The sequence below is a fragment of the Streptomyces sp. NPDC028907 genome (assembly GCF_055564995.1).
Genome location: NZ_JBVHVE010000009.1, coordinates 77151 through 101316, shown reverse-complemented (window position 1 = coordinate 101316; position 24166 = coordinate 77151). Strand labels below are relative to the sequence as shown.

Here is a 24166-nt window from a genome sequence, read left to right as displayed (position 1 = left end):
TTCCTTCGTGCTTCGGTGGTCAGCGGAACGCCGGATAGCCGGTGATCGCCTGACCGACGACCAGGGTGTGCATCTCGCCAGTGCCTTCGTAGGTGAGGACGGACTCCAGGTTGTTGGCGTGGCGCAGCGGCGAGTACTCCAGGGAGATGCCGCCGGCGCCGAGGATGGTGCGGCACTCCCTCGCGATCGCGATCGCCTCCCGGACGTTGTTCAGCTTGCCGACGCTGATCTGCTCGGGCCGGATGCGGTGCTGGTCCTTCAGACGGCCCAGGTGCAGGGCGAGCAGTGCGGCGCCGCCCAGGGAGACGGTCATGTCGGCGAGCTTCTTCTGGGTGAGCTGGAAGGCGCTGATCGGCTTGTCGAACTGCACACGGGAGTCGGCGTAGTCGATGGCCGCCTGGAGCGAGTCGCGGGCGGCGCCGACCGCGCCGAACAGGATGCCGAAGCGCGCCTCGTTGAGGCAGGACAGGGGGCCGCGCAGGCCCTCGGCGAGCGGCAGCCTTGCGGAGTCCGGCAGCCGGACGTTGTCGAAGTACAGCTCCGAGGTGACGGACGCACGCAGCGACATCTTCTGCTTGATGTCCTGTGTGGTGAAGCCGGGGGTGCCGCTCGGCACGAGGAAGCCGCGGATGCCGTCCTCGGTCTGCGCCCAGACGGTGGCCACATCGGCGATGCCGCCATTGGTGATCCACATCTTGGAGCCGTTCAGGATCCAGTCGTCACCGTCACGGACGGCCCTGGTGCGCATGCCGGCGGGATTGCTGCCGAAGTCGGGCTCGGTCAGGCCGAAGCAGCCGATCGCCTCACCGGCGGCCAGCCGGGGCAGCCACTCCTCCTTCTGCTCCTCGGAGCCCCACTTCCAGATGGAGAACATCGACAGCGAGCCCTGCACGGAGACGAAGCTGCGGAAACCGGAGTCGGCCGCCTCCAGCTCCAGGCAGGCCAGACCATAGCTGACGGCATTGGTACCGGCGCAGCCGTAGCCTTCCAGATGCATGCCGAGCACGCCCAACTTGCCGAGCTCAGGGGCGAGTTCACGGGCGAAGTGGGCGTTCTCGAACCACTCGCCGATGTGCGGGCGCACTCGGTCGGCGAGGAACTTGGCGACGGTGGCCTTGATCTCGCGCTCCTCGTCGGTGAGGACGGAGTCGATGTCGAGCAGGTCGAGGGGATCCTTCAGCGGCTTGCCGTTCATAGGGAGCTCCTTGTCATCAGGGATGGGAAATCGGGTGGTCGGTTCGGTCACGGTGCCGGCGCTACGAGCGGTCGGGTGAGTACGCCACGTCACGCGGAGGTGTCACCGGACCCCTCGGACGAGCCGTGGAAGATCTCCGCGGTGTGCCGGCCCAGGGCGGGCGGGGGCAGGCGGTACTGCGCGGGAGTCCTGCTCAGCGCGATGGGGTGCGCGACCTGGCGGGAGGGCCTGCCTTCCTCCCCGTCGTCCGATGCGGTGGGGAGGTCGACGATGCCGGGCAGGCCGAGCCTGTGGGCGAAGGCGAAGGCCTCGTCGAGCGTGTTGACAGGTCCGGCGGGCACCCCGGCGGCCAGCAGGACGGTCGACCAATGGTCGGCGCCCGCGACGCCGAGCCGCTGGGTCAGGATGGCCCGGAGCTCGGTGCGGTGGGCGACTCGGTCGGCGTTGGTGCGGAAACGGTCGTCGAGAGCGAGGCCGGGGTCTGCGACGGCCTCGGCGAGCGCCGCGAACTGCCGGTCGTTGCCCACCGCGAGGGCGAGCGGTCGGTCGGCGGTGGGAAGGGTCTCGTACGGGGCGATGCTCGGGTGCGCGTTACCCATACGCCCCGGGACGACCCCGGCGACGGCGAACGCCGACGCCTGGTTGACCATGGCCGAGAGCAGCGACCCGAGCAGATTCACCTCGACGAGCTGCCCCTCGCCGGTGGCGTCCCGGTGCCGGAGGGCCGCCAGGATGCCGGTCGAGGCATGCAGTCCGGTGATCACGTCGACGAGGGCCACGCCGGCCTTCACCGGCTCCCCGTGCGCCTCCCCGGTCACACTCATCAGGCCGCCGACGGCCTGCACCAGCAGGTCGTATCCCGGGATCGCCGCGCCCGCGCCGCTGCCGAAACCGCTGATCGAGCAGTAGATCAGCTCCGGGTGCAGCGCACGGAGTTCCTTGTGGCCAAGGCCCAGCCGCTCCATCGTGCCGGGTCGGAAGTTCTCCACCAGCACGTCGGACTCGGCGACCAGGGCGCGTGCCCGCGCGCGGCCGGCCTCCGTGTTCAGGTCGAGGACGACCGACCTCTTGTTGCGGTTGACGCTCAGGAAGTAGGTCGACGTACCGTCGTGGTCCGCCGGCGGGTGCCAGGCCCGGGTCTCATCCCCGATGCCCGGCCGTTCGACCTTCACCACGTCGGCGCCCAGGTCGGCGAGGAGCATGGTGGCGTAGGGCCCGGCGAGAACCCGGGAGAAGTCAGCGATGCGCAGACCGTCCAGCGCACCCCTTCCCGACGCATCGGGATCGTCGGCCCGTCCGTCCGGCACGTCGTGCTGGTTGCTCACGCACTCTCCTCTTTGATCGTCCCGGCCGACCGTGACTCCGGCCGGGCCGGGTGCTGTCACCACCCGCGGTCCAAGGACGTTGCCCGGTAGGTGAGTTCGACGAGGGGAAGCCCCTGGTCGAGGGGAGGCACGGCCCGCACGACTCGTACCCTCGCCCCGACCGCGACCACGACCGGCTCCGTCCTGGTGACCTGGCAGAGCAGGTTGAAGCCCTCGTCCATCGCGACGTACCACGTGTTGAGCGGAACCTGGCCGATACGGCGAACGAGCACCCCGGCACCGGTGCTGCGCTCCCGTTTGAACGCACTGGCCCCGCAAGCCCGGCAGAACGACCGCCGGTAGGCCGGAGTGCCGCACCAGAGGCACCGCTGGAAGAAGACGTCACGGTGGATCGCCGGCAGGGGCTGCGCAATCGTCGGTGTGGTGTCGGCGGCAGCCGCCTCGGCGTCCCGCCTGATCTCGTTGTGTTCGCGGCTCTCTGTCTGGAGCATCGCGGCCTCCTGCACGCAGTTCGGTGACCGGAAACAGGTGATCGGAATCCGATGTCCTCTTCACCCTGGCCCTGCCGCGGAGGGCCGGTCAACGACGGGTCCGCGCATCTTTGTGCGTGGAAAGCGATTCATCCACCGAGGTCAGAGCGGGTGCTCGGCGCTACGCTGGCATTGCGGTATAGCCTCGAACGAGCGGATCGGCCCCTCTGGAGCGGCAATGGGAGACGAGGGAAATCTCGTGAGAGCGGCCAGCCCCGTGACGGCTCTCGGCACCGAGGACAGAACGCTCGCCGCGACACTCCAGCGCGCGGTACACGAGCTTCAGGCGACCACGGCCACCGCCATGGTCCCTCTGCGGGACGGTCGGACGCTGGCCAATGTCGTCGTGGTGGGGGGCCCTCTGTCGGTCTTCACCGTGGCGGACCGCCACCCGGTCGACGACGACCGATACGCCGGAGCCGTCGCCTATCGCACCGGCCGCCAATGTGTCCGTGTCCGGGGTGAGACACCCCGCGGTGTCCGCCCGGCCATGCCGTTCCCGTATGCCTGGTGCACGCCGACAGCGAGGTCGAGGTCCGGCTCCGCGAGTACCCCGACCGGCTGCGCGTGGACGTCCGCGACTCCGATCCGCGGCCACCGGTTCCAGCGCCCGTGTTCGCATCCGGAGAGACGGACAACGAGTCGGAACACGGCCGGGGACTGCTCATCGTCGATGCCCTTGCCACATCCTGGGGCAACTCCCCCGGCGGCCGGGGCAAGTCGGTCTGGTTCGAGCTGACCAGACCGCCGACGCCCGCTCGGGACGACACCAGTCCCGAGAACGAGGGGACAGCGTCGGCGGCGTAGGTCCGACCCGTGCGCGACGCCGCGAGGCGCGAGGTACAGGGTGCCGAGTGTGGCCACACCAAAATGTCAGCATCGGAGCTGCAGGGGATCTACCATCCCGGCGCCCGCGCTCGCTGCAGCGCTCCACGATCCAGATCCATCCGCGCATCGCATGTCCTGCGGACCGTCAACGCACCATAGGCCAGCCTGCAGCAGCAGGCGTGGGGCCGCGTCGGGCGTAGGCGGGGCCGCCAGCGCGCCAGTTTGCGACGGGCGAGCGAAGTACGACGCGGACTCTTCGGCGCCGCCAGCCGCCACGACGGACCGTTGGGCCTCGTGGTCAGCCCACATCGACCGATGGGCGGCGCACACCCGGTCGGGCTCGGGTTCGTCGACCTCCTCGTGCCGAAGACGGCGGATCGTCTGTCGTCTGGCCTTCCACATCGCGATGTGGTGCTGGACGGTGATGGGCCCGTACGATCATCGGCACGCCGGGCTGGGCTGGCCAGGGCGAGGACAACTCCGTGAGGACGGACATGAGTCTGTTCACGTCGATCCGCCCGGTCCGCTCCCCTTCCTCGAGGACGAGCTGAGCGGCGCGCCGTTGCTTGAAGCTGGCCGCGAGGTGGGCGAGCTGCTCGACGATGGCGCGCACATTCTTGCTTCGCCGGACGGCGGTCGTCTGACCGGTGGCGTGCGCATGAGTACGCCAGGCCCGGCGCGCCTGCGGGGTGAGCATCACCGTGTCTTCGTCAGCCACAGGGATCAGCTCCAGCCCCCGAGGTATAGGTCCCGGTCGCGCTGCGGGTCTTTCGAGATACGCAGCGCGACCGCTCGCTCACTGATGCCCCGGCGGCCGAGTCGTGTCACGACTTGGGTGAGGCCGACTGCGAGAGACGCCGGGGCCCACGTACCCTCCATCGCTGGTAGGCCCAGATGTCTCCCACAGTTTCAATCAAATCGACTGCCCCGAGCAGCGCCACCTGGAGCGGAACGGGGAGCGTCCAGGACGCTTCCAGGGCACTTGGGTTTTCCCGAGCGAAGGGCTACGAGTTGGTTCGTCGCGGGGATTTCCCATGTCGCGTGCTGCGCATCGGCCGTAGCACTCGGGTCGTCACAGCGTCCTTGCTTCGAGTGCTCAGGCTGCCGGTGCACGCGGGGTCTCCCGGCTGAATTGGGCGCCATGGGCCCCGTGTCAACGCAGGGTCCTGTCGCCGCTGACGGCGAGGTACGAGCCTAGTCAAAGCCGGTCGAACCATCCCTGTCGATGATGTGAATTACCGCCCAAGTGGGTGAGGCGGCGGCCAATCCTCGTACTGCAAGAGGGGACGCTCGATACGAAGATCGCCGACCTGTCCGTGATCTTCGAGGGGAACCCCGCTCGTGTGTCTGCCCCGCACCGTTGGCGCTACAGCCGCCATTTTGATCGCTCCTGCTGCCGTGCATCCAGCCCCCGCCGACGCAGGGGGACTCTCGTGACGATCAGTTCCGCGCGCGATGGCCGTGGTACTTGCAAGCCACGGGACGATCGTGCACCGACTGGCCGTGAAGCGGAGCGGGGCGGACCGGAGGCGGGCGTGGGTGCCGGCAGAAGCGGATTGCTGTGCCGACTGGCCTGTCGCAGTGTCAGGGCTCCGATGCGCACCGTGTGGGCGGCGGTGCTGTGCGCTGTGGCTGTGGTGTGTGTGGCCGCGCTTGGCGCCACGGCTGCCCTGTCGACGGGGGGATTCAACTCCGTGGGAACGGAGTCCGCGCATGCTGATGCGCTGTTGCGGAAGTTCAGGGGGGCTGACCCGGGGCTGGTACTGCGGGTCCGGTCGGAGGAGTCGGTCGACTCGGCTCAGGCGCGTTCGGACGGGGCGGCGCTGGCACGGCGGGTTGCTGCTCAGCCGGGAGTGACCGCGGTGGAGTCGTACTGGACGTCTCGTTCGCCCGCGATGCGAGCGCACGATGGACGGTCGGCGCTGATCGGTGTCGCGCTGAAGGGTGACGAGGCGGCGCAGGCGCGCGCCGCGTCGCGGCTCGTGCCCCGGGTGACGGGTCGCCAGGGCGTGCTGCGGGTGTCGCCGGGCGGCCGGATCTGGGGCGGGATCCAGGCGGCGGAACTGGGTGAACGGGACCTGGTGCGGGCGGAATTGGTGATCGCACCGGTCGTCTTCGGGTGCCTGGTCCTCGCTTTCGGATCGTGGCTTGCGGCGCTGTTTCCGCTGCTGGTGGGGGCATTGGCGGTGGCGGGGGCGTGGGCGTTCCTGCGTCTGCTGGGTGGTGTGATGGAGGTGTCGGCGATGTCGCTGAACATCGCGACCGCTCTGGGCTTCGGGCTGGCCGTGGACTATGCGTTGCTGGTGGTGACTCGCTTCCGTGAGGAAGGTGCGCGAGGGCTGGCGGTGCCGGATGCCGCGGTTGAGGCGGCCCGGGCTGCGGGGCGCAGCGTGCTCGTATCTGCCGGCGTCGTGGCACTGGCGTTCTCCGCGCTGTGGGTGTTCCCGTTCCCGTGGCTGCGGTCGATGGCCGTGGCGGGGATCGCGGTGGTGCTGCTGGCGGCGACGGCGAGTGTCGTCCTGCTGCCGGCGCTGCTGGCGATGCTGGGTTCCCGGATCGGGCACCGCCGGGCGGCGTCGAGTCCTGCCTGGCGGCGGCTCGCCCGGTGGGTGACCCGGGCACCGTGGCCGTGGGCGGTCTGCTGCGCGGTGCTGATGGCCGCGCTGGTGTGGCCGTTCGGTCAGGCCCAGTGGGGCTTCGCCGACGAACGTGCGCTCCCCGCCGGTTCACAGGCCCGGGAGTTCACCGAACGCCTCCGCGCCGATTTCCCTGCCCAGCCCGACCGCGAGCTCATCGTCGTGCTGGCCCCGGTGCCCGATGACCGCAAGGTGGACGACTACGCGCGGCGCATCAGTGCGGTGCCCGGCGTCGTCCAGGTCACCGCCCCGACGGGCCGCTACCACGACCGCCATCGCACCGCAGTCGTCCAGGCGGTTCCGGATGGGGCGAAGGCAGTGTGGCTGAAGGCATCGACGGGGCTGGATCCGCAGTCGACGGCGGCTGCACGCCTGGTGGAGCGGGTGCGGGAGCTGCGCGCGCCCGGACCGCACTGGGTGGGGGGTTCGCCCGCCCGGCATGTCGATGCGAAGACAGCTCTGGCCGACGGGGTGCCCTGGGCCGTACTTCTCATGGCGGCCGCGACGCTCGCCGCGCTGCTGCTGTACACCAGGTCGGTGCTGATTCCGCTGAAGGCCGTCGCGATGGCCGCGCTGAGCCTGACGGCCAGCCTGGGCAGCATGGTCTACATCTTCCAGGAGGGCCATCTGCGGTGGCTGGTAGGGGACTTCACCACCACGGGTTTCTTGGACATGACGATTCCGCCGCTGCTGTGTGCGATCGCGTTCGCGCTGTCGCTGGACTACGAGGTCTTTCTGCTGGCCCGGGTCAAGGAGCACTACGACGCCGGTGGGGATCACCGGGAGGCGGTCGTCGAGGGCATCTCCCGCACGGGCCGGCTCATCACCGTGGCTGCCGGAGTCTTCGCGATCAGCATGGCCGGACTGGCGAGTTCCGCCATCACGACACTGAAGATGATGGGCGTGGGACTGGGGGTGGCGGTCCTGATCGATGCCACGCTCGTGCGCGGCATCCTGGTGCCGGCCTTCATGCAGCTGACCGGGCGGGCCAACTGGTGGGCCCCGGCATGGGTCAAACGATCTGCCCCGCGGGGAGCCGATGCCCCGCAGCAGGGGCAGGACATGGTGGCTGAGACTTCCACGAAGGCGTCTGCGGCTCGCTGAACTCCGCGGTGCAGCGGTCAGTTGCTGTCGTGGCGGGTGAGCCACCTGGTGAGGGCGAGAGCCAGTCCCGCGGTGGCCATTCCCGCGGCAGCGTCGAGGACGTAGTGGTAGCGGCAGTACACCACGGACACGGTGAGCAGCACGGTGGCCGCGATCATCAGCCGTTTCGCGGGGCGCGGTACGGGGGCGGCCCGTACCGAGAGCGCCGCTGCCCAGGCGCCTGCGACGTGGGAGGAGGGGAAGCAGGTGCCGGGTGGGTCGGCGCTCGCCATCAGTTGCGCCTGGAGGGGCTGGGCAAGGTAGCCGTGCAACTGGCCGGGGGTGAACGCCGGGGCGAGCGCGGCGATGGGGCCGGCGAGGGGCAGCAGCATGAAGCCGAGGAAGCACAGGTAGAGGGCGAGGCACAGGACGAGGACGTAGCGGTGCAGGGCCTGGTGCATGCCTTTGGCGAGGAAGTAGGCCGGGGGCAGCACGAAGTACAGGTAGTAGGAGCTGTAGCTGAGGCTGAGCACCTCGGTGAGGGGGCGGGAGGCGAGGGCGCCGAGCAGGAGGTTGGGATAGGCGCCGAACAGGTGCTGTTCCCAGGCCAGCATGGTGTCGTCGAGCAGGCGGCCATGCAGGGCGAGCGACTGGGGGCCGGACGCGGAGAACAGCAGCGGCGCGCAGGCCAGCGGGTACAGCGCGCGCACGTGTGCCAGGGCCGGCGATGCCCAGTGGCGGTGTGCCGCGGCGCAGCCGAGGACGAACCCGGTCAGGACCGCGTAGGTCCCCGTCAGCCACGCGGCGTGCGGTACCGCCTCGCGACTCAGGACGACTGCCGTGGCAGCGAAGAAGAGGTACCCGAGGGTCACCTTCTCCACGGCCCTCAGCAGGGGCCTGCCTGCAGGGTGAGGGCGGGGGTGGCGGACGAGACGCGATGTGATCCGAACGGGTGATAGCTGTGCGGGGATGGAGGGCCCTCCCCGCACGGCGCGGGCGGGTGCCGACGCCTGGTGAGGCCCTCGGCACTGGGACGGTTTCCGCTGATCAGATGTGGTCAAGGGACCTGGTATGTCCTTGCGTTGAGTGTCAGGTTTCCGGATAGGAGGCACTCACAATTACAGCTTGTCATCACATGACTCCAATGGGCTACGGTTGCCGCGATCTTGGAGTGCACACCGTGACAGGGCAGGTAAGCGATGTCAGATGTGAGTGGGCCGGCCGCTACCTTGGCCGCCCTCAACAGGGCGCGGCTAACGGGTGGTTATCCGTATTTCCGCCGGATCACGGGGCAGCCGGGTCCGGGAGAAGTCTTCGTCGAGGGCATGCGTGCGATCAACGCGGCCTCCGGTGACTATCTGGGCCTGGCGGCGGATCCACGAGTACGCGAGGCGGCGGCTGCTGCGGCGCGCGAGCTGGGCGCCTCCTGCTCGGGGTCCCCCGTAGTGATCGGCACCTGGTCGGTGCACGCGCAACTGGCTGAGGAACTGGCGGACTTCCTGCACCGGCCAGCGGTGCTGCTGGCCACCACGGGATACCAGGCCAATCTCACCCTGGCCTGTCTTTTCGGCGGGGACCGTGCGGTCATCGCGGACCGGCACATCCATGCCTCTCTCGTCGATGCGTTGCGGCTCGGCCTTGCCAAGTACCGCCGGTTCCGGCACAACACCCCCCGCCACCTGGCGCGGCTGCTGGAGGAGGCTTCGGGACAAGGCCTGTCGCCGGTGGTCCTGACCGAGGGAGCGTTCTCGCTGGGCGGGGAGCTGGCCGTACTGCCGGAGATCGCCGATCTCGCCGGACGTCATGAGGGGATGCTCATCGTCGACGGGGCTCACGACATCGGCATCCTGGGACCGTCGGGGCGCGGAGCCGGTGAGCACCTCGGCTGCGAGCAGCACATTGACGTACTGTCCGGGACCTTCTCCAAGGCGTTCGGGGCCGGTGGCGGATACATCGCCGGCAGCACCGAACTCATCGAGTACTGCCGCTTGGTCGGACGGGCCACCATGTACTCGGCGTCCATGCCACCACCGATCGCCGCAGCGGCGCTCACCGCGCTGCGCATCATCCGGGACGAGCCCGAACAGCGCGCCGTCCTGGCACGCCTGGCCGGCCGTCTGCACGACGGACTGGCCGAGCTGGGATACGCACGTCCCAACTGGGCCAGCCCCATCGTCACGCTTCCGGCCGGCGACGCCGACCAGTGCCTGCACACATGGCGGGCGATGCTGGAGGCCGGTGTGTTCGCTGCACCGTTCGTGCCGCCGGCCGCCCCGACGGGACAGTCCCTGCTGCGGCTGTCCGTCACCGCAGCCCACACTGAAGCACACATCGACCACATCCTGGAGGTCGTGGGCCAACTCCTGCCGGCCGTCGGCACGACTGGCGTGACAGCGGAGCCGATCCCATGTCCCGCCTGATGCGCGCTCCCCGGCCCCCGCAAGGCGCTGCCGACATCGTGACGGTCCGCAGCCGCGCCGACATGGATGACTTCATCAGGCTGCCCTACCAGCTGTACCGGGCGCACCCGCACTGGGTCGCCCCGCTGGAAGTGGAACGGCGCCGCTTCCTCAACCCGCGCCGCAACCCCTACCTGCGCCAGAGCGACGTCGGCTACTTCCTGGCTCGCCGCGGCCGGGTACCTGTGGGCCGGGTCGCGACCATCATCGGCCCGGACGGCCCGGCCAGCCAACGCCAGGGCTGCGTGGGCTTCTTCGAGTGCACCGAAGACCCTGCCGTGGCCCGCGCCCTGTGGGAACAGGCGGTTGCCTGGCTGCGGGAGCGGGACGTGCAGACCGTGACGGGCCCGATGAACCCGAACATGCACCACGAGTGCGGACTGCTGGTCGACGGCTTCGACGACGCCCCCCGCATCGGCATGCCCTACAACCCTCCTTACTACTCGGACCTGTTCACCGCGGGCGGCTTCACCCCGGTCAAGGACCTGCTGTCGTGGCGGCTGTCCCCGACCAACCCCAAGCTCAAGCAGTGGGCCGGCTACGGTGACATGCTGCGGCGCAAGCGCGGCCTGACGGTGCGAGCAGCAGACCGGCGCCGCTTCCGCAGCGAGTCCGACCTCGTGCGGGAGCTGTATCACGCCTCCTGGCAGGACAACTGGGGCTTCACACCGGCGACCGACGCGGAGTTCACCTACCTGGCTCGACAGATCCGGCTGCTCGCCCTATCGGGCGTCCGCATCGTCGAGCACGAGGGAACCCCCGTCGGCTTCAGCATCCTGCTGCCCGATTTCAACCAGGCGCTGGCGTGCGCCCGGGGGCACCTGACCCGTCATGGCTGGCCGGTCGGAGCCTGGCGCGTGTGGCGGGGCCAACGCGCCATCACCCGGGGCCGCGTGATGGCGCTGGGAGTCCGCGAAGGCAGCCGTGCCCAAGGAGCCACATTCGTCCTGGTCGCCGACGCGGTGGCCAGCGCCCTCACGCGCGGCTGGAACGAGGTCGACGTGTCCTGGGTCCTGGAGGACAACCAGGCCGCCAACAAGCCGCTGGCCGCCCTCGGCGCCACGGTCCACAAACGCCACCGCCTGTACGCGCGCTGCGTGCGACACAGCGAACCGTGCTCATGTCTGACCGCTCTCACCCACACTGCACAGGAGGCTGCCCGTGCCGCTCACGCATGACACCGTGATCTCGATCCTCGCCGAAGTCACCGGGACGGACGAGAAACAAATCACCCCGCAGACCACGCTGCTGGACATCGAAATGGACTCCCTGCTCCTGGTCGAATTCGCCGTCGTCCTCGCAGAGCGCCACGGAATCGACCTGGCGGACAACCTGGACCTCACACAGGACTCCACAATCGCCGACCTCGTGCAAGCACTGGCCGAGCAATCCTCGAACGCTGCGGCCACCCCGTCCACCACGGCCGCGCAGTGACCCGCGATGTCGCCGTCACCGGCATCGGAATGATCACGCCAGCCGGCGTCGGCGCCAACGCGACCTGGCAGGGCCTGTGTTCAGGACAGTCCTTCAGCTCCGCCCACGATCCGGTCCTGACAGGGCTGCCGGTGGACCTCTCCTGCCCCGTTCGTGAATTCGACGCCTGCGATCACCTACCACGGCGGACGGTGCGGCGTACCGATGCCTTCACCCACTTCGCGCTGGCCGCCGCCCAAGAGGCCGCCTCAGACGCCGGCCTCACACCAACGACGGCTGACCTCACCCGCATCGGCGTCGTCCTGGGGGTCGCCTCCAACAGTTTCACTGGCATGGACAAGCTCTGCGACCGTCTCCGGAACGGTGAACACCACTTGGTGTCCCCGTTGTTCCTGCCGCGGATCCTGCCCAGCATGGCGGCCGGAGAGATTGCCGCTCACCTTGACTACCGCGGCCCCAATTTCACCGTCACCAGTGCCTGCGCCTCCGGCGGCCACGCCATCGGCGTCGCTCGTGACCTCATCCGCTCAGGTACCTGCGACATCGTGCTGGCCGGCGGCGCGGAATCCGGCCGCTCCCCTGTCACTGCCATCAGCTTTGCCCGCATGGGGGCGCTGTCCACCCGCCTGCACGATCCAGCCGGGGCCTCCCGCCCCTTCGACCGTGACCGCGACGGCTTCGTCCTGGGCGAAGGTGCCGCCGTCCTGGTGCTCGAGAACCTCGACCATGCCCGCGCCCGCGGTGCCGTCTTGCAAGGCATCCTCGCCGGCTACGGCGCCTCTGCCGACGCCCACCACCCTGTCAACCCGCACCCCGATGGAGGTGGCCTGCAACAGGCCGTCAGGACAGCCCTGTCCGATGCGCGCATGACGCCGGCCGACATCGATCACGCCAGTGCCCACGCGACCTCGACTCCGGCCGGAGACATCGCCGAAGCACGCGCTCTGAACAGCATCTTCTCCGCCGCGCCTCCGCCCGTCACGGCTCTGAAAGGCTCGCTCGGACACGCTCTGGGGGCGGCAGCCGCCATCCAGGCCGCCAGCGCCCTGCTCACCCTCAAGCATCAGGCCATCCCACCCACAGCCAACCTCGACCATCAAGACGACGCCATCGACCTCGACATCGTCCGCAAGGCCCCCAGGTCCGCGCGGGTGCGTACCGTGCTGACCACGGCGAGCGGATTCGGCGGAGCCAACGCCGCACTCATCCTGCGGGCCCCCTGACTCGCGACCGCAGTCTGGTCCACACCAGAGGGGAAAAATCGTTGTGGGGCCGCCCCGGCCAGCGGGGCGGCCCCACAACGTGTTTCAGGCGGCGGTGCCGCCGAGGTAGGTGCGGACGATGAACGGCTTCTCCCGCACGAAGTAGAAGACGTAGATCAGTACCTGGAACACGGCCACGCACACCAGTCCTGCCACCGACCGGTAGCACAGCGCCACGCCGTAGCCATGCAGATTGCCCACCCCGTACATCGGGTTACGCAGCCAGCGGTAGGGCCCGCGGACGACGTAGCCGTCCGACGCGGTGGCCCGGCCCAGGAACATGTCCCGGCAGTAGTAGGTGTTCAGGCCGGTCAGCCAGGTCGCCCACAGCTTGGTGCCGAAGCCCACGATGCCCAGCACCACGCCCAGCACCACCCACAGACCGTCGACGCCCACCTCGGGCAACTGGCCGGGGAAGGCCGCCATCAGCAACCCCTGGCACAAGCCTTGCTGCAGAAACAGCAGCCCCAGCACGAAGTCGAACCTTCCCACCGCCCGCGCCTCACCGACGGCATGGGTGAAGCGGCGGGCAACCGCCGTGTCCAGCACAGCGATCAGGCCGCCGTAGTACAGGACCGCGATCACCACCGCGTACCCGACCGCTGCCCATCGCACCGCACCGCTGCCCGCAGCTGTGCGGAACTGCTCCTCCGCCGCGAACCCGGCAGCCACCACACACGCCCACACCGCGGTGCGCAGCACACGGCGTTCGGGCTGGTCCACGCGCAGCCCGGACATACCGATGACCGCGACCGCCAGCCGCCCCAGCCCTCTCCGTGCCGCGTGAAGCGACGGCGCGCCCGCAGGTGCCGGCGCCAGCTCGGTGGTCTCAGCCATGGAGCATCTCCTTGAAAGCCTCTCGCAGTCCGTCCTCGAGCCCCACCCGGGCCCGGAACCCGAAATCCCTGTACGCACGGTCCGAACTGGCGGTCCATGACCCGGCCACCGCCTCGCGTGCCTTGTCCCGGTTGAACACCGGCACCTCGCCCCGCAACCGTCCGACCGCCTCGCTCAGCACACCGGCCGCCCGCACCACGGCCGACGGCACGGGCAGCACCAGCGGCCTGCCGCCGCCCAGCAGCGCACCAGCCGTCCGCACCAGGTCAGCCAGGGTGTACTCAACGCCGTCGCACAGGTGATAGACACCGCTGTGGGGCTCATCGGGACCGGCGGTACGCCCCTGCAGGCCCGCGGCGATCAGCGCGTCGCACAGATCGTCCACGTACAGCACCGAGTAGACACGGGCCGCCGGGCCTGGCCGCACCGCCACCCGCGACCGGGCCGTCGCAGCCAGATGCGGTACGAACGCCACATCACCCGGCCCATACACGATCGGCGGGCGCACGATGACGGTCGGCACTCGCTCTGCGAAGCGCCGCGCCTCCCGCTCCCCGGCCAGCTTGCTGGCCCCGTACGACGACACCGGGCAGGGCGGGTCCTCCTCACGCCGCGCCCGCCCCTGACCGAGGACCGGACCAGCAGCCGCCAGCGACGAGCACACGACCAGCCGCGGCGGCGCTCCCGACGTCGCCAGAACGCCTGCCAGCACACCCGTTGCCACCGTGTTGGCCAGTCGGAAGCCGGCATGTGATCCGGCCCGTACCGCCGCCGCCAGGTGCATCACCACATCCGCGTCCGAGACCGCCCCCGCGACCCCTGAGCCTGTGAGCAGATCCGCCACGGCAAAATCGACCGGACAGCCGTCCAGCACCCGGCGATCGGACTGCGGCCGCACCAGTGCTTGGACTCGGCCGCCGCACTCAACGATCCGCCGGCACAGGTGTCGGCCAACGAACCCCGTGGCCCCCGTGACCGCTACGCATATTCCGCTCATGTCCGGCCGCACGAATGGCCGCTCTGCCTCGCAAGGTGGGTTGATCGAGATCGTCACGCCTGCACGCTAGAGGGCACATCCCCCATTCAGCGCAATAAAGGCTTCTTATAGCGCAATCTCCACCCAGACGAATGACACCATCCATGGGTCCTGACCAGCCAGGATCACCGAAGGCGCCTCACACAGCCCGCATGGCACCCACAACCCACCACGTGGAAACACACCAGTGAGGCCGAAGCAGGACACGACACCGGACCAGAGATGCCGTCACGCGTCAGGTCGGTTCGGACAACTGGTACATGCGCCTTGCCGAACACGCCGCTAGACCGAGGGAGTTCGGCTGTCAGGGCGCGCCTCGTCCACGGCTGCCCTGCGGTCTTCCATACGGCGGACAGTGCGATCCAGAAACGTCATCATCGAGGCAATGCGCTCTCTGGCCTGCTCGGCGGACGAGCTGAGGTTCGGGCGGTCCATGACGCCCAGCGATCGCAGGAGCGGCTTCAGAACATCGTCCCGGTAAGTCTTCAGGTCGTACCAGCCTGCGGCAGCCACCTCGTTGGACAGCCTCGCGACCTCGGGAAGGTTCCGCGCCGGCATGGCAAAGTGCCGCACGGTGCGCGACAGGGCGTTCATCGCGGCTTCTGGTCTGAAGTCGAGAAGTGCGCGGAACAGGTCGCGATAGAACAGCATGTGAAGGTTCTCGTCCTGGGCGACTCTGGTGAAGAGACGCTCGCAGACGGGCTCGCCGCAGTTGGCTGCCGTGGCGCGGTGGGCCACCCGGGTCGCCAGTTCTTGCACCATCACATAGGCCAGCCCCTCCTCCTGTGTCGGCCGTTCCGGTGCCACGGTCGCCATGTGCTGCATGCGCAGACGCTCCAGGACCACCGGGTCGAGTGCCCGGGTGGCGTGGGCGTACGCACGCATGACCGTGGCGTGCCGGTCCTCCTCAGCCGCCCACCGGTGCGCCCATTCACGCCAGGCCGGAGCCTGCCCGATCGACCCCAGGCTTTGGAAATAGGACGGAAGATTGTCTTCGGTGAGGATGCTGAGCATCAGGACCGACCGCGCGGTGGGCGACAGTGCCGAGTGGGCTTCCTGCCAGGGAATGCCGTCAAGCGGGCCGTCGAAGTCCCGCCCTTGCCCCCACGGCACATACTGATGCGGGAACCACTCCCGCGCAGTGCGCAGGTGTCGGCCGAGCAACTGCTCGACAACGGGTTCCAAGTCAATGAGCCAGCCAGGCTCGTGGTCACTCGTCACTGGGACGGTGTCAGTCATAGTGATCTCCTGGAGGGTTGCTGGGCGCCGTCTCGGGCTGATCGCAGAGCCGTCCTGGCTCCTCGAGCTCGGGGCTGGACTGGTCGACCGGCAGGCGGGGCTGGATCCGCCTCCCTGTGACCGAGGCGTCAGCCGACGGACTGCCTCGTGATACCTGCGGCGCCGTAGGAAGTCGTCACGCCTGCACGCTAGAGGGCGCATCCCCCGTTCAGCGCAACGAAGGCCGCTCAGGCCCCGATCACCACCCAGACGAATGACTCTTCCCCGGGGCCCTCACCTGCGGGAACCGCAGTGCCCCGACAATGCGCACTCGGTAGCCCACCAACAGGCGGACAACATGATCGACGGTTTGCCTCTTTGAGGTGATCCCACGCAGACGCCCTTGTCTCACAGCACGTGATCATGCACATTCTGGCCGCCTGACATCCAGGAAGCCTTTGAGTTGTCTCGCGACCTATTTCTCTTCGGAGACTGACCGGTCCATTCGAGAAGCGCCCTACGGCAATCGCGCAGTCTCGTCATCTCCCTACAACGTCACACGGAGAGGGCCTCGCGCCTCCGTCCAGGCGAGACCACACCCACTCCCAAAGTCAGTGTCAGGTCAGCAAAACGTCCTGCCACAGCCGCCCACAGACAGCCACACCGTGGAATCGTTCACCACCCGGAACCACTTCCGACACCCGCTTTGCCGCGCTCCCGCCAGCGATCCAAGAGCGGGCAGCAGGGCCCGACCGCTTCCCGCTCGCCAACCGCGTGACTTCAGGAATTCCTTCAGGTCAGCGCACCCTTCCCCGCGGTTTCAACGGTGCCGGCGGCAGTTCGGGTGTGGGCAGTGGAGCCCCGTCGTACCCCTTCACTTCTCCGAGCCGGGAGCCTTCCGTCCAGTCCTGACGGGCCTGTGCGATCTCTTCCTGAGATCGCCCGATCCAGTTGCGGAACGTAGCTGACTCTGCCCGCTTTTACGCACGGCAGCGACAAGGAGTGCGGGCATCCGCGGGTTCGCGACCCAAGACGATGCGAACAGCGCCAGGATCCGTCGCTTCGCCGAGCCGAACCGCTGCGGCGGCGCGCCGGACCGGGCCGATGCACGACGAGCCCCCGCCATGCCTCATCGCGTCGCCGCCCGCTGTGCCGCCACTCAACCGGCGCCCGGCCGTGCCGGTGGTGGTGGCGCGGAGCTTTCCCGGACGACGAGTTCAGTGTCGATGAGGGTGACTTGCGGGTTGCGCAGTGCTCCTCTCATCTGGGACACCAGCAGGTCGAGGGATTGGCGGCCCGCTGCGCCGAAGTCCTGGCGTACCGTGGTCAGCGGCGGCCAGAGGTAGGCAGCTTCGGGTATGTCGTCGTACCCGACGAGGCTGACGTCACCGGGCACGTCCCGGCCCGCTTCGCGCAGGGCGCGCAGGGCGCCGATGGCCATCTGGTCGTTGGCGGCGAAGACGGCTGTCACCTCCGGTCGCGCTGCGAGCCGTCGGCCGAGTTCGTAGCCGGAACGAGCAGTCCAGTCGCCCCTCATCACCCGCGGCGGTGTGAGCCCGGCGTTGGTGTGGGCTTCCCGCCAGCCTCGCTCGCGCAGGTGTGAGGAGTCCCAGTCGGCCGGCCCGGCAAGGTGCCAGACCCTTCCATGACCGAGAGCGAGCAGGTGTTCGGTCACTGCCCTGGCGCCCGGAGCCTGCGCCAACCCGACGACCGGTGCGAGCCGCTGCGCGCGCTCGACGTCAATGGCGACGGTCGGCATCTGTGGCGGCACACGCTTGAGCGCCAGCGCCGTCCACCGGTGCGGGGCGGCGATGATCAGACCGGCGACGCCCTCACTGACCAGCTGTTCCGTCAGCTCGCCCGGAGATTCCCTGTCGCTGGAGTTCAATGTCGCCAAACGGAGCGAATAGCCGAGTCGTCGGGCGGCCTGTCCCACCCCGTCAAGGACGGAGCCGGGGCCGTGGTAGGGGATGTCAGAACCGATCATCCCCACCACCGAATTGCGACCGGTCACCAGAGCGCGCGCCGAGGCATTGGGGCGATACCCGAGTTCGGCTGCCAGCGCCAGAACCCTGCTGCGCGTCACCGCGCCGACCCCGGGCTGGTCATTGAGCGCCCGGGACACCGTCATCGTCGAGACGCCGAGGCGTTCGGCGAGGTCGCTGAGCACCACCGGACGCGCCTGGGTATCGGCGGTCGGGTCCATCACACTCCCGCGGGTGTCATCTCATCCATGCGGTCAAGCCTGTCGTCCATGAGATCAGGCCTGACAGATCAGGTTAGCCCTGTCGACATGACGGCCATCGCCTGCTCCAGGTCGTCCGGGCGCCGGCGCGCCGACCATCCGGGCAGAGGCACGCCACCTTCGATGTATCCGCGGTCGGTGAAGCTGTCGATCCCGGCCCGCGGCGCGGCGGCGTGGGACTCGGCGTGGTGGGCGAAGCGGGGCTCCAGGTCGGCCAGATGGGACTGCGCCTCGGCTTCGCTGCCCACGGGGAGTTCGTTGCCCGTTGGCTCCGCCCAGCGCCGCAGCTCCGCCTCGATCAACGGAGTGACGTCGCAGGGGAGCCCGTTCACCAGGTCGTAGGCGGCCGTCGCGCCGGTGGCGGTGCGCAATGACTTCGGGTGGTCCCCGGCCCGGCCGCGGCGGTACGCCTCGGCGAGCCGCGCGGTGCGCATCGGGTCCTCGGAGTACCCCGGACGGCTTCCGCCAACGGTCCGCAAGGCGTGGCGGCAGCACGGTTGTCGAAGCGCTTCGAAAACGACATGCAGTCAACGACTGTCAATCAGCAAGCGATCATCGCGCCGTCGCCCAGTCCGCCTCAACTGCCCGTATATCGGGTAACGCTGATGACTGGACAGGTCGGCACCTGGTGTGACGCAGAAGAAAGAGGAGTCGCGTCCGACCACTTGTCGGGGGCGGAACCCAGAGTTAGCGTTAACGCTCGTCGAAGCGCATCGATTCGTGCTGGAGACTCTGTCTCCCTGTCAGAGTTCGCCGCGTGACAGAAGGGTCACTGATCGCCATGAGTACCTCTGTGGACCGCAGATCCGCGGAGCTCACCGCCGTCGGCGCCGCGACGACTACCACACGACCATCCCGACGATGAGCGCGGCGAAGCGTCCGTCCGACTGGGTGCGGCTACCGACCTGGTGGAACAGCCGGCTCCATGTCGGCAGGCTGGCCGGATCCCGGCACCCGGACCTGGCGAGAACCGGCGGCAGGCTACGACGTCCTGCTCGTGACCGACGAAGGCCCCGAGGGAGTGCGGCGCGTGGCGGCGAGCGCGCCGCACAGCGGCGGGTGCCCTTCCTGCACCAACCCTGCCAGGACGCGTACGAAGCCACCGCCTCGACCCTGACCGGCATCTTCGCCGACCGCCCCGGCACCACGGTGCTCCGACGGCTGACCGCCCAGGGGCGGGACGAGTCGGATGTGCACGAACAGGGCAGTCCGCGACCGGATCCGACTGCCCGACAGGGCAGTGCAACGCGGCTCTCTCCGCCAAGGAGCGTCAATGACAGCAGAGCGTGATGGAGCAGGGCACCAGCACCGTCTACGACGGCGAGCAGGTGATCGGCAAGGGGCCCGGGGAGATCCCGCGCCACAGTCTCGGCCACATCGCGCGCGGCTCGGAGGGCGCCCTGTTCTTCCAGTGGCGGCAGTCCCGGGCCGGCGCCGAGACCTGGCACGCGGCGATGCTCCCGCACGCGGGCCCCGACAGCCGTATCTTCCGCGAGGTCACGCGGACCGGGGAGGCGGTCGCCCGGCTCGGCGAGTTGGCGGGGTCGACGGTCACCGCGCAGGTGGCCGTACTCGACGACCCGGACGGCATGTGGGCGCTCGAAGTGGACTGCCTGCCCTCCGCCCGCCTCGACTGCCACGCACCGCTCGCCGAGGCGCACCGCGCGCTGCGGGACGCGGGTGTCACGGTCGACTTCGCCCACCCCGAGCACGAGTTGAGCCGCTACCGGCTGGTCATCGCCCCGTCCCTGTTCCTGCTGTCCGGCAAGGGCGCTAAGAATCTGTGCCGTTACGTCGAGGGCGGCGGGACGCTCCTCGTCCAGCACGCCACCGGATACGTCGACGGCCTCATGCACGCCCGGCTCGGCGGTTACGCGGCCGCTGCGCGAGGCGTTGGGCATTCGCGTCGAGGAGCACCGGCCTCCGCGGACGGACGAACGGATCGCTCTGTCGGACGGAACGCAGGGCACGGTCTGGAGCGAGTCCCTGCGCGCCGAGGGCGCGGAGACCGTCGCCGCCTACGCCCACGGAATGCTCTCGGACAGCCCCGCGCTCACCCGGCATCGCTTCAGCCCGGCCAGGGCTGGTATGTCTCCACCCGTCTGGACGAAGCCGACTACGGCGCTCTCGTCGGCCGCCTGCTGAAGGAAGCCGGTGTCGAACGGGACGTACCCGGCCTGCCCGCCGGTGTCGAAGCCGTGACCCGGCGGGCCGCCGACGGCCGCCGCTGGGACGTCCTCATCAACCACACCACGGACACCGTGCCCCTGCCGGAGCCCGTCCACGACCTGCTCACCAGCACCACGGCCCACGAACTGCCGCCCGGCGGCTGCGCGGTCCTGCGCGGTCACTGACCTGGGAAAGGACACCATGGAGAACGAACAGCGTGGCTTGCGCTGGGGCCACGAGGCCCTGCATCTGGAGTTCGCCCTCGGCGACGACGGCAGCGCTCGCCTGACGCATCTCGGACCGCCCGGCGAAGCGGGCAGCGCACCCGGCGCCTCCCTGCCTCTGGTGGAGGTGACGGCCGCGGGTCACGGCCGCGACTGGTCGGGCAGCCGCCTGATCGGGACCGCTCTCGGCGGGCGGCTGCGGCACCGGTCCCACCGCGCGGCCCGCGACGGTGACTGGCACACGCTGACCGTGCACCTGCAGGACCCGGAATCCGGGCTGGTCGCGGAGGTGACCTACCGGTCGCCGGACGGCATCCCCGTGCTGCGCAGCGAAGTGACCCTGCGCAACGAAGGCCGGACCACAGTGCACCTGGAGTCGGTCAGCTCGCTCGCGGTGGGCTGCCTCACCCCGCAGGACACGGCGGCCCTCGACGCCGCCGACCTGCTGTGGGCGGACAACGACTGGCTCGCCGAATGCCGCTGGCAGCGACAGCCGATGCGCCGGGCCATACCCGCCCACAGCGGACGCGTGAAGTACGGGCACGGCAAGGCCGGCTTCGAACTGGCCGGACGGGGCACCTGGTCCAGCTGTGGACACCTGCCCATGGGCGGCCTGACGGACCGGCGCACCGGCCGCACCTGGGTGTGGCAGATCGAGCACAACGGTGGAGGCTGGCGCTGGGAGTGCCAAGAGCACGACCGGGCCGCCTACGTGGCACTGTTCGGTCCCACCGACACCCACCACGGCTGGCGGCACCACCTGGAACCCGGCGCCGCGTTCCGCACCGTACCCGTGGCTCTGTCCTTCAGCTCCGACGGCGGCCCCGACGCCGCGTTCGCCGCGCTGACCCGCTACCGGCGCGCCCACCGCCGCCCGCATCCCGACCACCGAAGTCTGCCCGTCGTCTTCAACGACTACATGAACTGCCTGATGGGAGACCCCAGCACCGACAAGCTGCTGCCGCTGATCGACGCGGCGGCCGAGGCCGGCGCCGAGTACTTCGTCATCGACGCGGGCTGGTACGACGACAGTGACGGCTGGTGGACCAGCGTCGGCGCCTGGGAACCGGCCGCCTCCCGCTTCCCCGGCGAGAAGGGGATCCACGAGGTGCTGGACCGCATCCGTGAACGCGGCATGGTGCCCGGCCTGTGGCTGGAGCCGGAAGTCGTCGGCGTCCACAGTCCCGTGGCCAAGTCCCTGCCCGAGGAGGCGTTCTTCCGCCGCGACGGCGTCCGCGTCACGGAGACCGGCCGGCACCACCTGGACCTGCGCCACTCCGCCGCCCGGGCCCACCTGGACCAGGTCGTGGACCGCCTGGTCGGCGAATGGGGCGTCGGCTATCTCAAGCTCGACCACAACATCGACCCCGGCGCCGGCACCAGCGCCCACCCCGGCGAGACCCCGGGCACCGGACTGCTCGGCCACAACCGGGCGCACCTCGACTGGCTCGACGGCGTCCTCGACCGGTACCCGCACCTGGTGGTGGAGAACTGCGCCTCCGGCGGCATGCGCTGGGACCACGCCCTGCTGTCCCGGCTGCAGTTGCAGTCCACCAGCGACCAGCAGAACCTCCACCTCTACCCGCCCATCGCAGCCTCGGCGCCCACCGCCGTCACTCCCGAGCAGGGCGCCGTCTGGGCCTACCCGCAACCGGAGGACTCCCTCGACGAGGTCGCCTTCACCATGGCCGGCGCCCTCCTCGGCCGCATCCACCTCTCCGGCCGCCTGCCCGAGCTCGGGCCCGAGGCCCGCGCCCTGGTCCACGAGGCGATCACCGTATACAAGGCCATCCGCGCCGACCTGCCCCGGGCCGTGCCCTCCTGGCCGCTCGGCCTTCCCGCTTGGGACGACCCGTGGATCGCTCTCGCCCTGCGGACGCCCGCCACCACCTATCTCACCGTCTGGCGCCGCACAGGCGCTGCGGCCACCACCCTCCGGCTGCCCGAACGGGCGGACGGCGGCGCGGCCCGTGTCGAGGTGCTGTACCCCGTCGCAAGTCAGGCCGTTGCCGCCTGGAACCCGGACACGGCCGACCTCACCGTGACCCTGCCCACCGCGCCCTCCGCGGCGCTGCTCCGCATCACCCGCACGGAGCCGGACGCTCCCTGAGCGCCGGCCCTGCCGACCGCCCGACGAAAGGACGACCAGGGTGCCCGCCCAGAACCAGCCCGCCCGCGCCGCCAACCCCGTGCTCCCAGGGTTCCATCCCGACCCCAGCATCTGCCGGGTCGGCGACGACTACTACCTCGCCTGCTCCAGCTTCGAGTACTTCCCCGGAGTACCCCTCTTCCACAGCCGTGACCTGGTGCACTGGCGGCAGATCGGCAACGCACTGGACCGGCCTGAGCAGTTGCGCCTGCCGGCTTCCATGCCGTCATCGGGCGGCATCTACGCCCCCACCCTGCGCCATCACGACGGCCGTTTCTGGTTGATCGTCACCAACTGCAGCGAGGGCGGCGGCAACTTGATCGTCACGGCCACCGACCCGGCCGGACCATGGTCGGATCCGATCCCGGCACCAGGCGTCCCCGGCATCGATCCCGACCTGGCCTGGGACGAGGACGGCACCTGCTGGAGCACGGTCGCGGGAGTCTCGCAGGTCCGCCTCGACCCGTCCACCGGCGAGACGTACGGGACACCGCACAGGCTCTGGTCCGGCGGCCCCGGCGCGAAGGCCCCGGAGGCGCCGCACCTGTACCGGATAGGCGACTACTGGTACCTGCTGATCGCCGAGGGCGGCACCGAGCGCGGCCACGGCGTGTCGATCGCCCGCGGCCTCACGCCGACCGGCCCGTTCGAGCCGTGCCCGGCCAACCCGATCCTCACCCACCGCGGCACCGACCACCCCGTGCAGAACACCGGGCACGCGGACCTGGTCCAGGGCCCCGACGGCTCCTGGTGGATGGTCTTCCTCGGCGTACGGCCGCGCGGCGGCACGCCCGGCTGGCATGTGCTGGGCCGGGAGACCTTCCTGGCTCCGGTGATCTGGGAGGACGGCTGGCCGGACGTCGGCGAGGTCGCCTTGGACCTGTCCGCTCTCCCCTGGCCGCTGTCCCCCGTCCCCGCTCCCGCCGAGGAACCGCGCGAGGACTTCGAGCACAGCGAACTCGGGCCGGCCTGGATCTCCGTGCGGGACCGCCCCGCCGAGCTCTGCACCACCAAGGAGCGCCCGGGATGGCTGACGCTCCGCGCGCGGGGCGGCTCCCTGGACGAGACCGACGTGGTGTTCACCGGCCGCCGCCAGCAGCACCTCACCTGCCGGGCCCGCACTCTGGTCGACCCGGAGCAGGGGCGCGGCGGCCTCGCCGTCCGGCTGGACGAACGGCACCACTACGCGATCGAGGCGTCCGGTACGGAGGTACGGGTGATCGCGCGCGTCGGCTCGCTGCGCACGGTCGTGGCCGAACACTCCGTACCCGCCGGGCCACTGGTCCTCGCCATCACGATCACGGACCCACCGCCTCCGCACGGACCCTGCACCGGTCCCGATGTCGTCTCCCTCGGCATCGAAGAACCCGACGGCACGTTCACCGAGCTCGCGGCCCTCGACGGCCGCTACGTGTCGACCGAGGTCGCCGGCGGCTTCACCGGCCGCGTCATCGGCGTGTACGCCGCCGAAGGCACCGTCCACTTCGACTGGTTCGACTACGAGCCCCTCGAAGGCTGAACCGACCGAACGGCACG

Annotated in this window: 19 protein-coding genes and 1 pseudogene; 9 read left to right on the top strand and 11 right to left on the bottom strand. The window is 69.8% G+C overall.

The genetic code is table 11. The features are described 5' to 3' along the window. Positions 1-19: 19 nt before the first annotated feature. From ACZ4UU_RS27000 to ACZ4UU_RS26990, 3 genes are all read right to left on the bottom strand, one after another. Positions 20-1195, bottom strand: coding sequence for an acyl-CoA dehydrogenase family protein (locus ACZ4UU_RS27000; RefSeq protein WP_471905940.1), 1176 nt, complete (start codon positions 1193-1195; stop codon positions 20-22). Positions 1196-1284: 89 nt separating this feature from the next. Beyond that, positions 1285-2520 (bottom strand): CaiB/BaiF CoA transferase family protein, encoded by a 1236-nt coding sequence (locus ACZ4UU_RS26995; RefSeq protein ID WP_471905939.1) that lies wholly within the window; start codon positions 2518-2520, stop codon positions 1285-1287. 56 nt (positions 2521-2576) lie between these two features. Further along, positions 2577-3011 carry a hypothetical protein gene (locus ACZ4UU_RS26990; protein ID WP_471905938.1) on the bottom strand — a complete coding sequence of 145 codons (435 nt, stop codon included), beginning with the start codon at positions 3009-3011 and terminating at the stop codon, positions 2577-2579. Between the two features lie 549 nt (positions 3012-3560). Between ACZ4UU_RS26990 and ACZ4UU_RS26985 the strand changes: the two genes are divergently transcribed. Beyond that, positions 3561-3857, top strand: a complete 297-nt coding sequence (locus ACZ4UU_RS26985) for an ATP-binding protein (protein ID WP_471905937.1) — start codon at positions 3561-3563, stop codon at positions 3855-3857. Positions 3858-4176: 319 nt separating this feature from the next. On the opposite strand, the gene ACZ4UU_RS26980 is transcribed toward ACZ4UU_RS26985, so the two are convergent. After that, a complete protein-coding gene (locus ACZ4UU_RS26980) occupies positions 4177-4596 on the bottom strand; it encodes a hypothetical protein (protein ID WP_471905936.1) in 420 nt (139 codons plus the stop codon). 877 nt (positions 4597-5473) lie between these two features. Between ACZ4UU_RS26980 and ACZ4UU_RS26975 the strand changes: the two genes are divergently transcribed. Continuing rightward, positions 5474-7618: an MMPL family transporter gene (locus tag ACZ4UU_RS26975; RefSeq protein WP_471905935.1), complete on the top strand. Its 2145-nt coding sequence runs from the start codon at positions 5474-5476 to the stop codon at positions 7616-7618. Positions 7619-7635: 17 nt separating this feature from the next. Here ACZ4UU_RS26975 and ACZ4UU_RS26970 read toward each other — a convergent pair whose 3' ends face one another. After that, on the bottom strand, positions 7636-8478 hold the full coding sequence (locus ACZ4UU_RS26970; RefSeq protein WP_471905934.1) for a phosphatase PAP2 family protein: 843 nt from the start codon (positions 8476-8478) through the stop codon (positions 7636-7638). Positions 8479-8922: 444 nt separating this feature from the next. On the opposite strand from ACZ4UU_RS26970, the gene ACZ4UU_RS26965 reads away from it, so the two are divergent. Genes ACZ4UU_RS26965 through ACZ4UU_RS26950 form a run of 4 tightly spaced genes read left to right on the top strand, consistent with a single transcriptional unit; the run spans position 8923 to position 12713 of the window. Continuing rightward, on the top strand, positions 8923-10017 hold the full coding sequence (locus tag ACZ4UU_RS26965) for an aminotransferase class I/II-fold pyridoxal phosphate-dependent enzyme (protein WP_471905933.1): 1095 nt from the start codon (positions 8923-8925) through the stop codon (positions 10015-10017). Beyond that, the gene (locus ACZ4UU_RS26960; RefSeq protein WP_471905932.1) at positions 10005-11234 is read left to right on the top strand and encodes a hypothetical protein; all 1230 of its coding nucleotides are present in this window, start codon (positions 10005-10007) and stop codon (positions 11232-11234) included. The genes ACZ4UU_RS26965 and ACZ4UU_RS26960 overlap by 13 nt, the downstream gene beginning before the upstream one ends. After that, positions 11218-11490 carry an acyl carrier protein gene (locus ACZ4UU_RS26955; protein WP_471905931.1) on the top strand — a complete coding sequence of 91 codons (273 nt, stop codon included), beginning with the start codon at positions 11218-11220 and terminating at the stop codon, positions 11488-11490. The genes ACZ4UU_RS26960 and ACZ4UU_RS26955 overlap by 17 nt, the downstream gene beginning before the upstream one ends. Next, entirely contained in the window at positions 11487-12713 is a 1227-nt protein-coding gene (locus ACZ4UU_RS26950) for a beta-ketoacyl-[acyl-carrier-protein] synthase family protein (protein ID WP_471905930.1), read from the top strand. Before ACZ4UU_RS26955 ends, ACZ4UU_RS26950 begins: the two co-directional genes overlap by 4 nt. 84 nt (positions 12714-12797) lie before the next feature. Here ACZ4UU_RS26950 and ACZ4UU_RS26945 read toward each other — a convergent pair whose 3' ends face one another. The 6 genes and pseudogenes from ACZ4UU_RS26945 to ACZ4UU_RS26920 all read right to left on the bottom strand — a co-directional run bounded on the left by ACZ4UU_RS26945 (position 12798) and on the right by ACZ4UU_RS26920 (position 18522). Next, on the bottom strand, positions 12798-13589 hold the full coding sequence (locus ACZ4UU_RS26945; RefSeq protein WP_471905929.1) for a methyltransferase: 792 nt from the start codon (positions 13587-13589) through the stop codon (positions 12798-12800). After that, positions 13582-14643, bottom strand: coding sequence for an NAD-dependent epimerase/dehydratase family protein (locus ACZ4UU_RS26940; RefSeq protein WP_471905928.1), 1062 nt, complete (start codon positions 14641-14643; stop codon positions 13582-13584). Before ACZ4UU_RS26940 ends, ACZ4UU_RS26945 begins: the two co-directional genes overlap by 8 nt. A 264-nt stretch (positions 14644-14907) precedes the next feature. After that, a complete protein-coding gene (locus tag ACZ4UU_RS26935) occupies positions 14908-15864 on the bottom strand; it encodes an acyl-ACP desaturase (protein ID WP_471905927.1) in 957 nt (318 codons plus the stop codon). Positions 15865-16640: 776 nt separating this feature from the next. Next, positions 16641-16814 (bottom strand): annotated as a pseudogene (locus tag ACZ4UU_RS26930) (pirin family protein); the annotation flags it as partial. Positions 16815-17002: 188 nt separating this feature from the next. Beyond that, positions 17003-18049: a LacI family DNA-binding transcriptional regulator gene (locus tag ACZ4UU_RS26925; protein WP_471905926.1), complete on the bottom strand. Its 1047-nt coding sequence runs from the start codon at positions 18047-18049 to the stop codon at positions 17003-17005. A 68-nt stretch (positions 18050-18117) separates the two neighbouring features. Beyond that, complete coding sequence (locus ACZ4UU_RS26920; RefSeq protein WP_471905925.1) at positions 18118-18522, bottom strand: hypothetical protein; 405 nt, start codon at positions 18520-18522, stop codon at positions 18118-18120. Between the two features lie 855 nt (positions 18523-19377). On the opposite strand from ACZ4UU_RS26920, the gene ACZ4UU_RS26915 reads away from it, so the two are divergent. Genes ACZ4UU_RS26915 through ACZ4UU_RS26905 form a run of 3 tightly spaced genes read left to right on the top strand, consistent with a single transcriptional unit; the run spans position 19378 to position 24149 of the window. Beyond that, positions 19378-20442: a beta-galactosidase gene (locus ACZ4UU_RS26915; RefSeq protein ID WP_471905924.1), complete on the top strand. Its 1065-nt coding sequence runs from the start codon at positions 19378-19380 to the stop codon at positions 20440-20442. Positions 20443-20458: 16 nt separating this feature from the next. Then, complete coding sequence (locus tag ACZ4UU_RS26910) at positions 20459-22591, top strand: alpha-galactosidase (protein ID WP_471905923.1); 2133 nt, start codon at positions 20459-20461, stop codon at positions 22589-22591. Between the two features lie 40 nt (positions 22592-22631). Continuing rightward, complete coding sequence (locus ACZ4UU_RS26905; protein WP_471905922.1) at positions 22632-24149, top strand: glycoside hydrolase family 43 protein; 1518 nt, start codon at positions 22632-22634, stop codon at positions 24147-24149. The last annotated feature ends 17 nt before the right edge of the window (positions 24150-24166 follow it).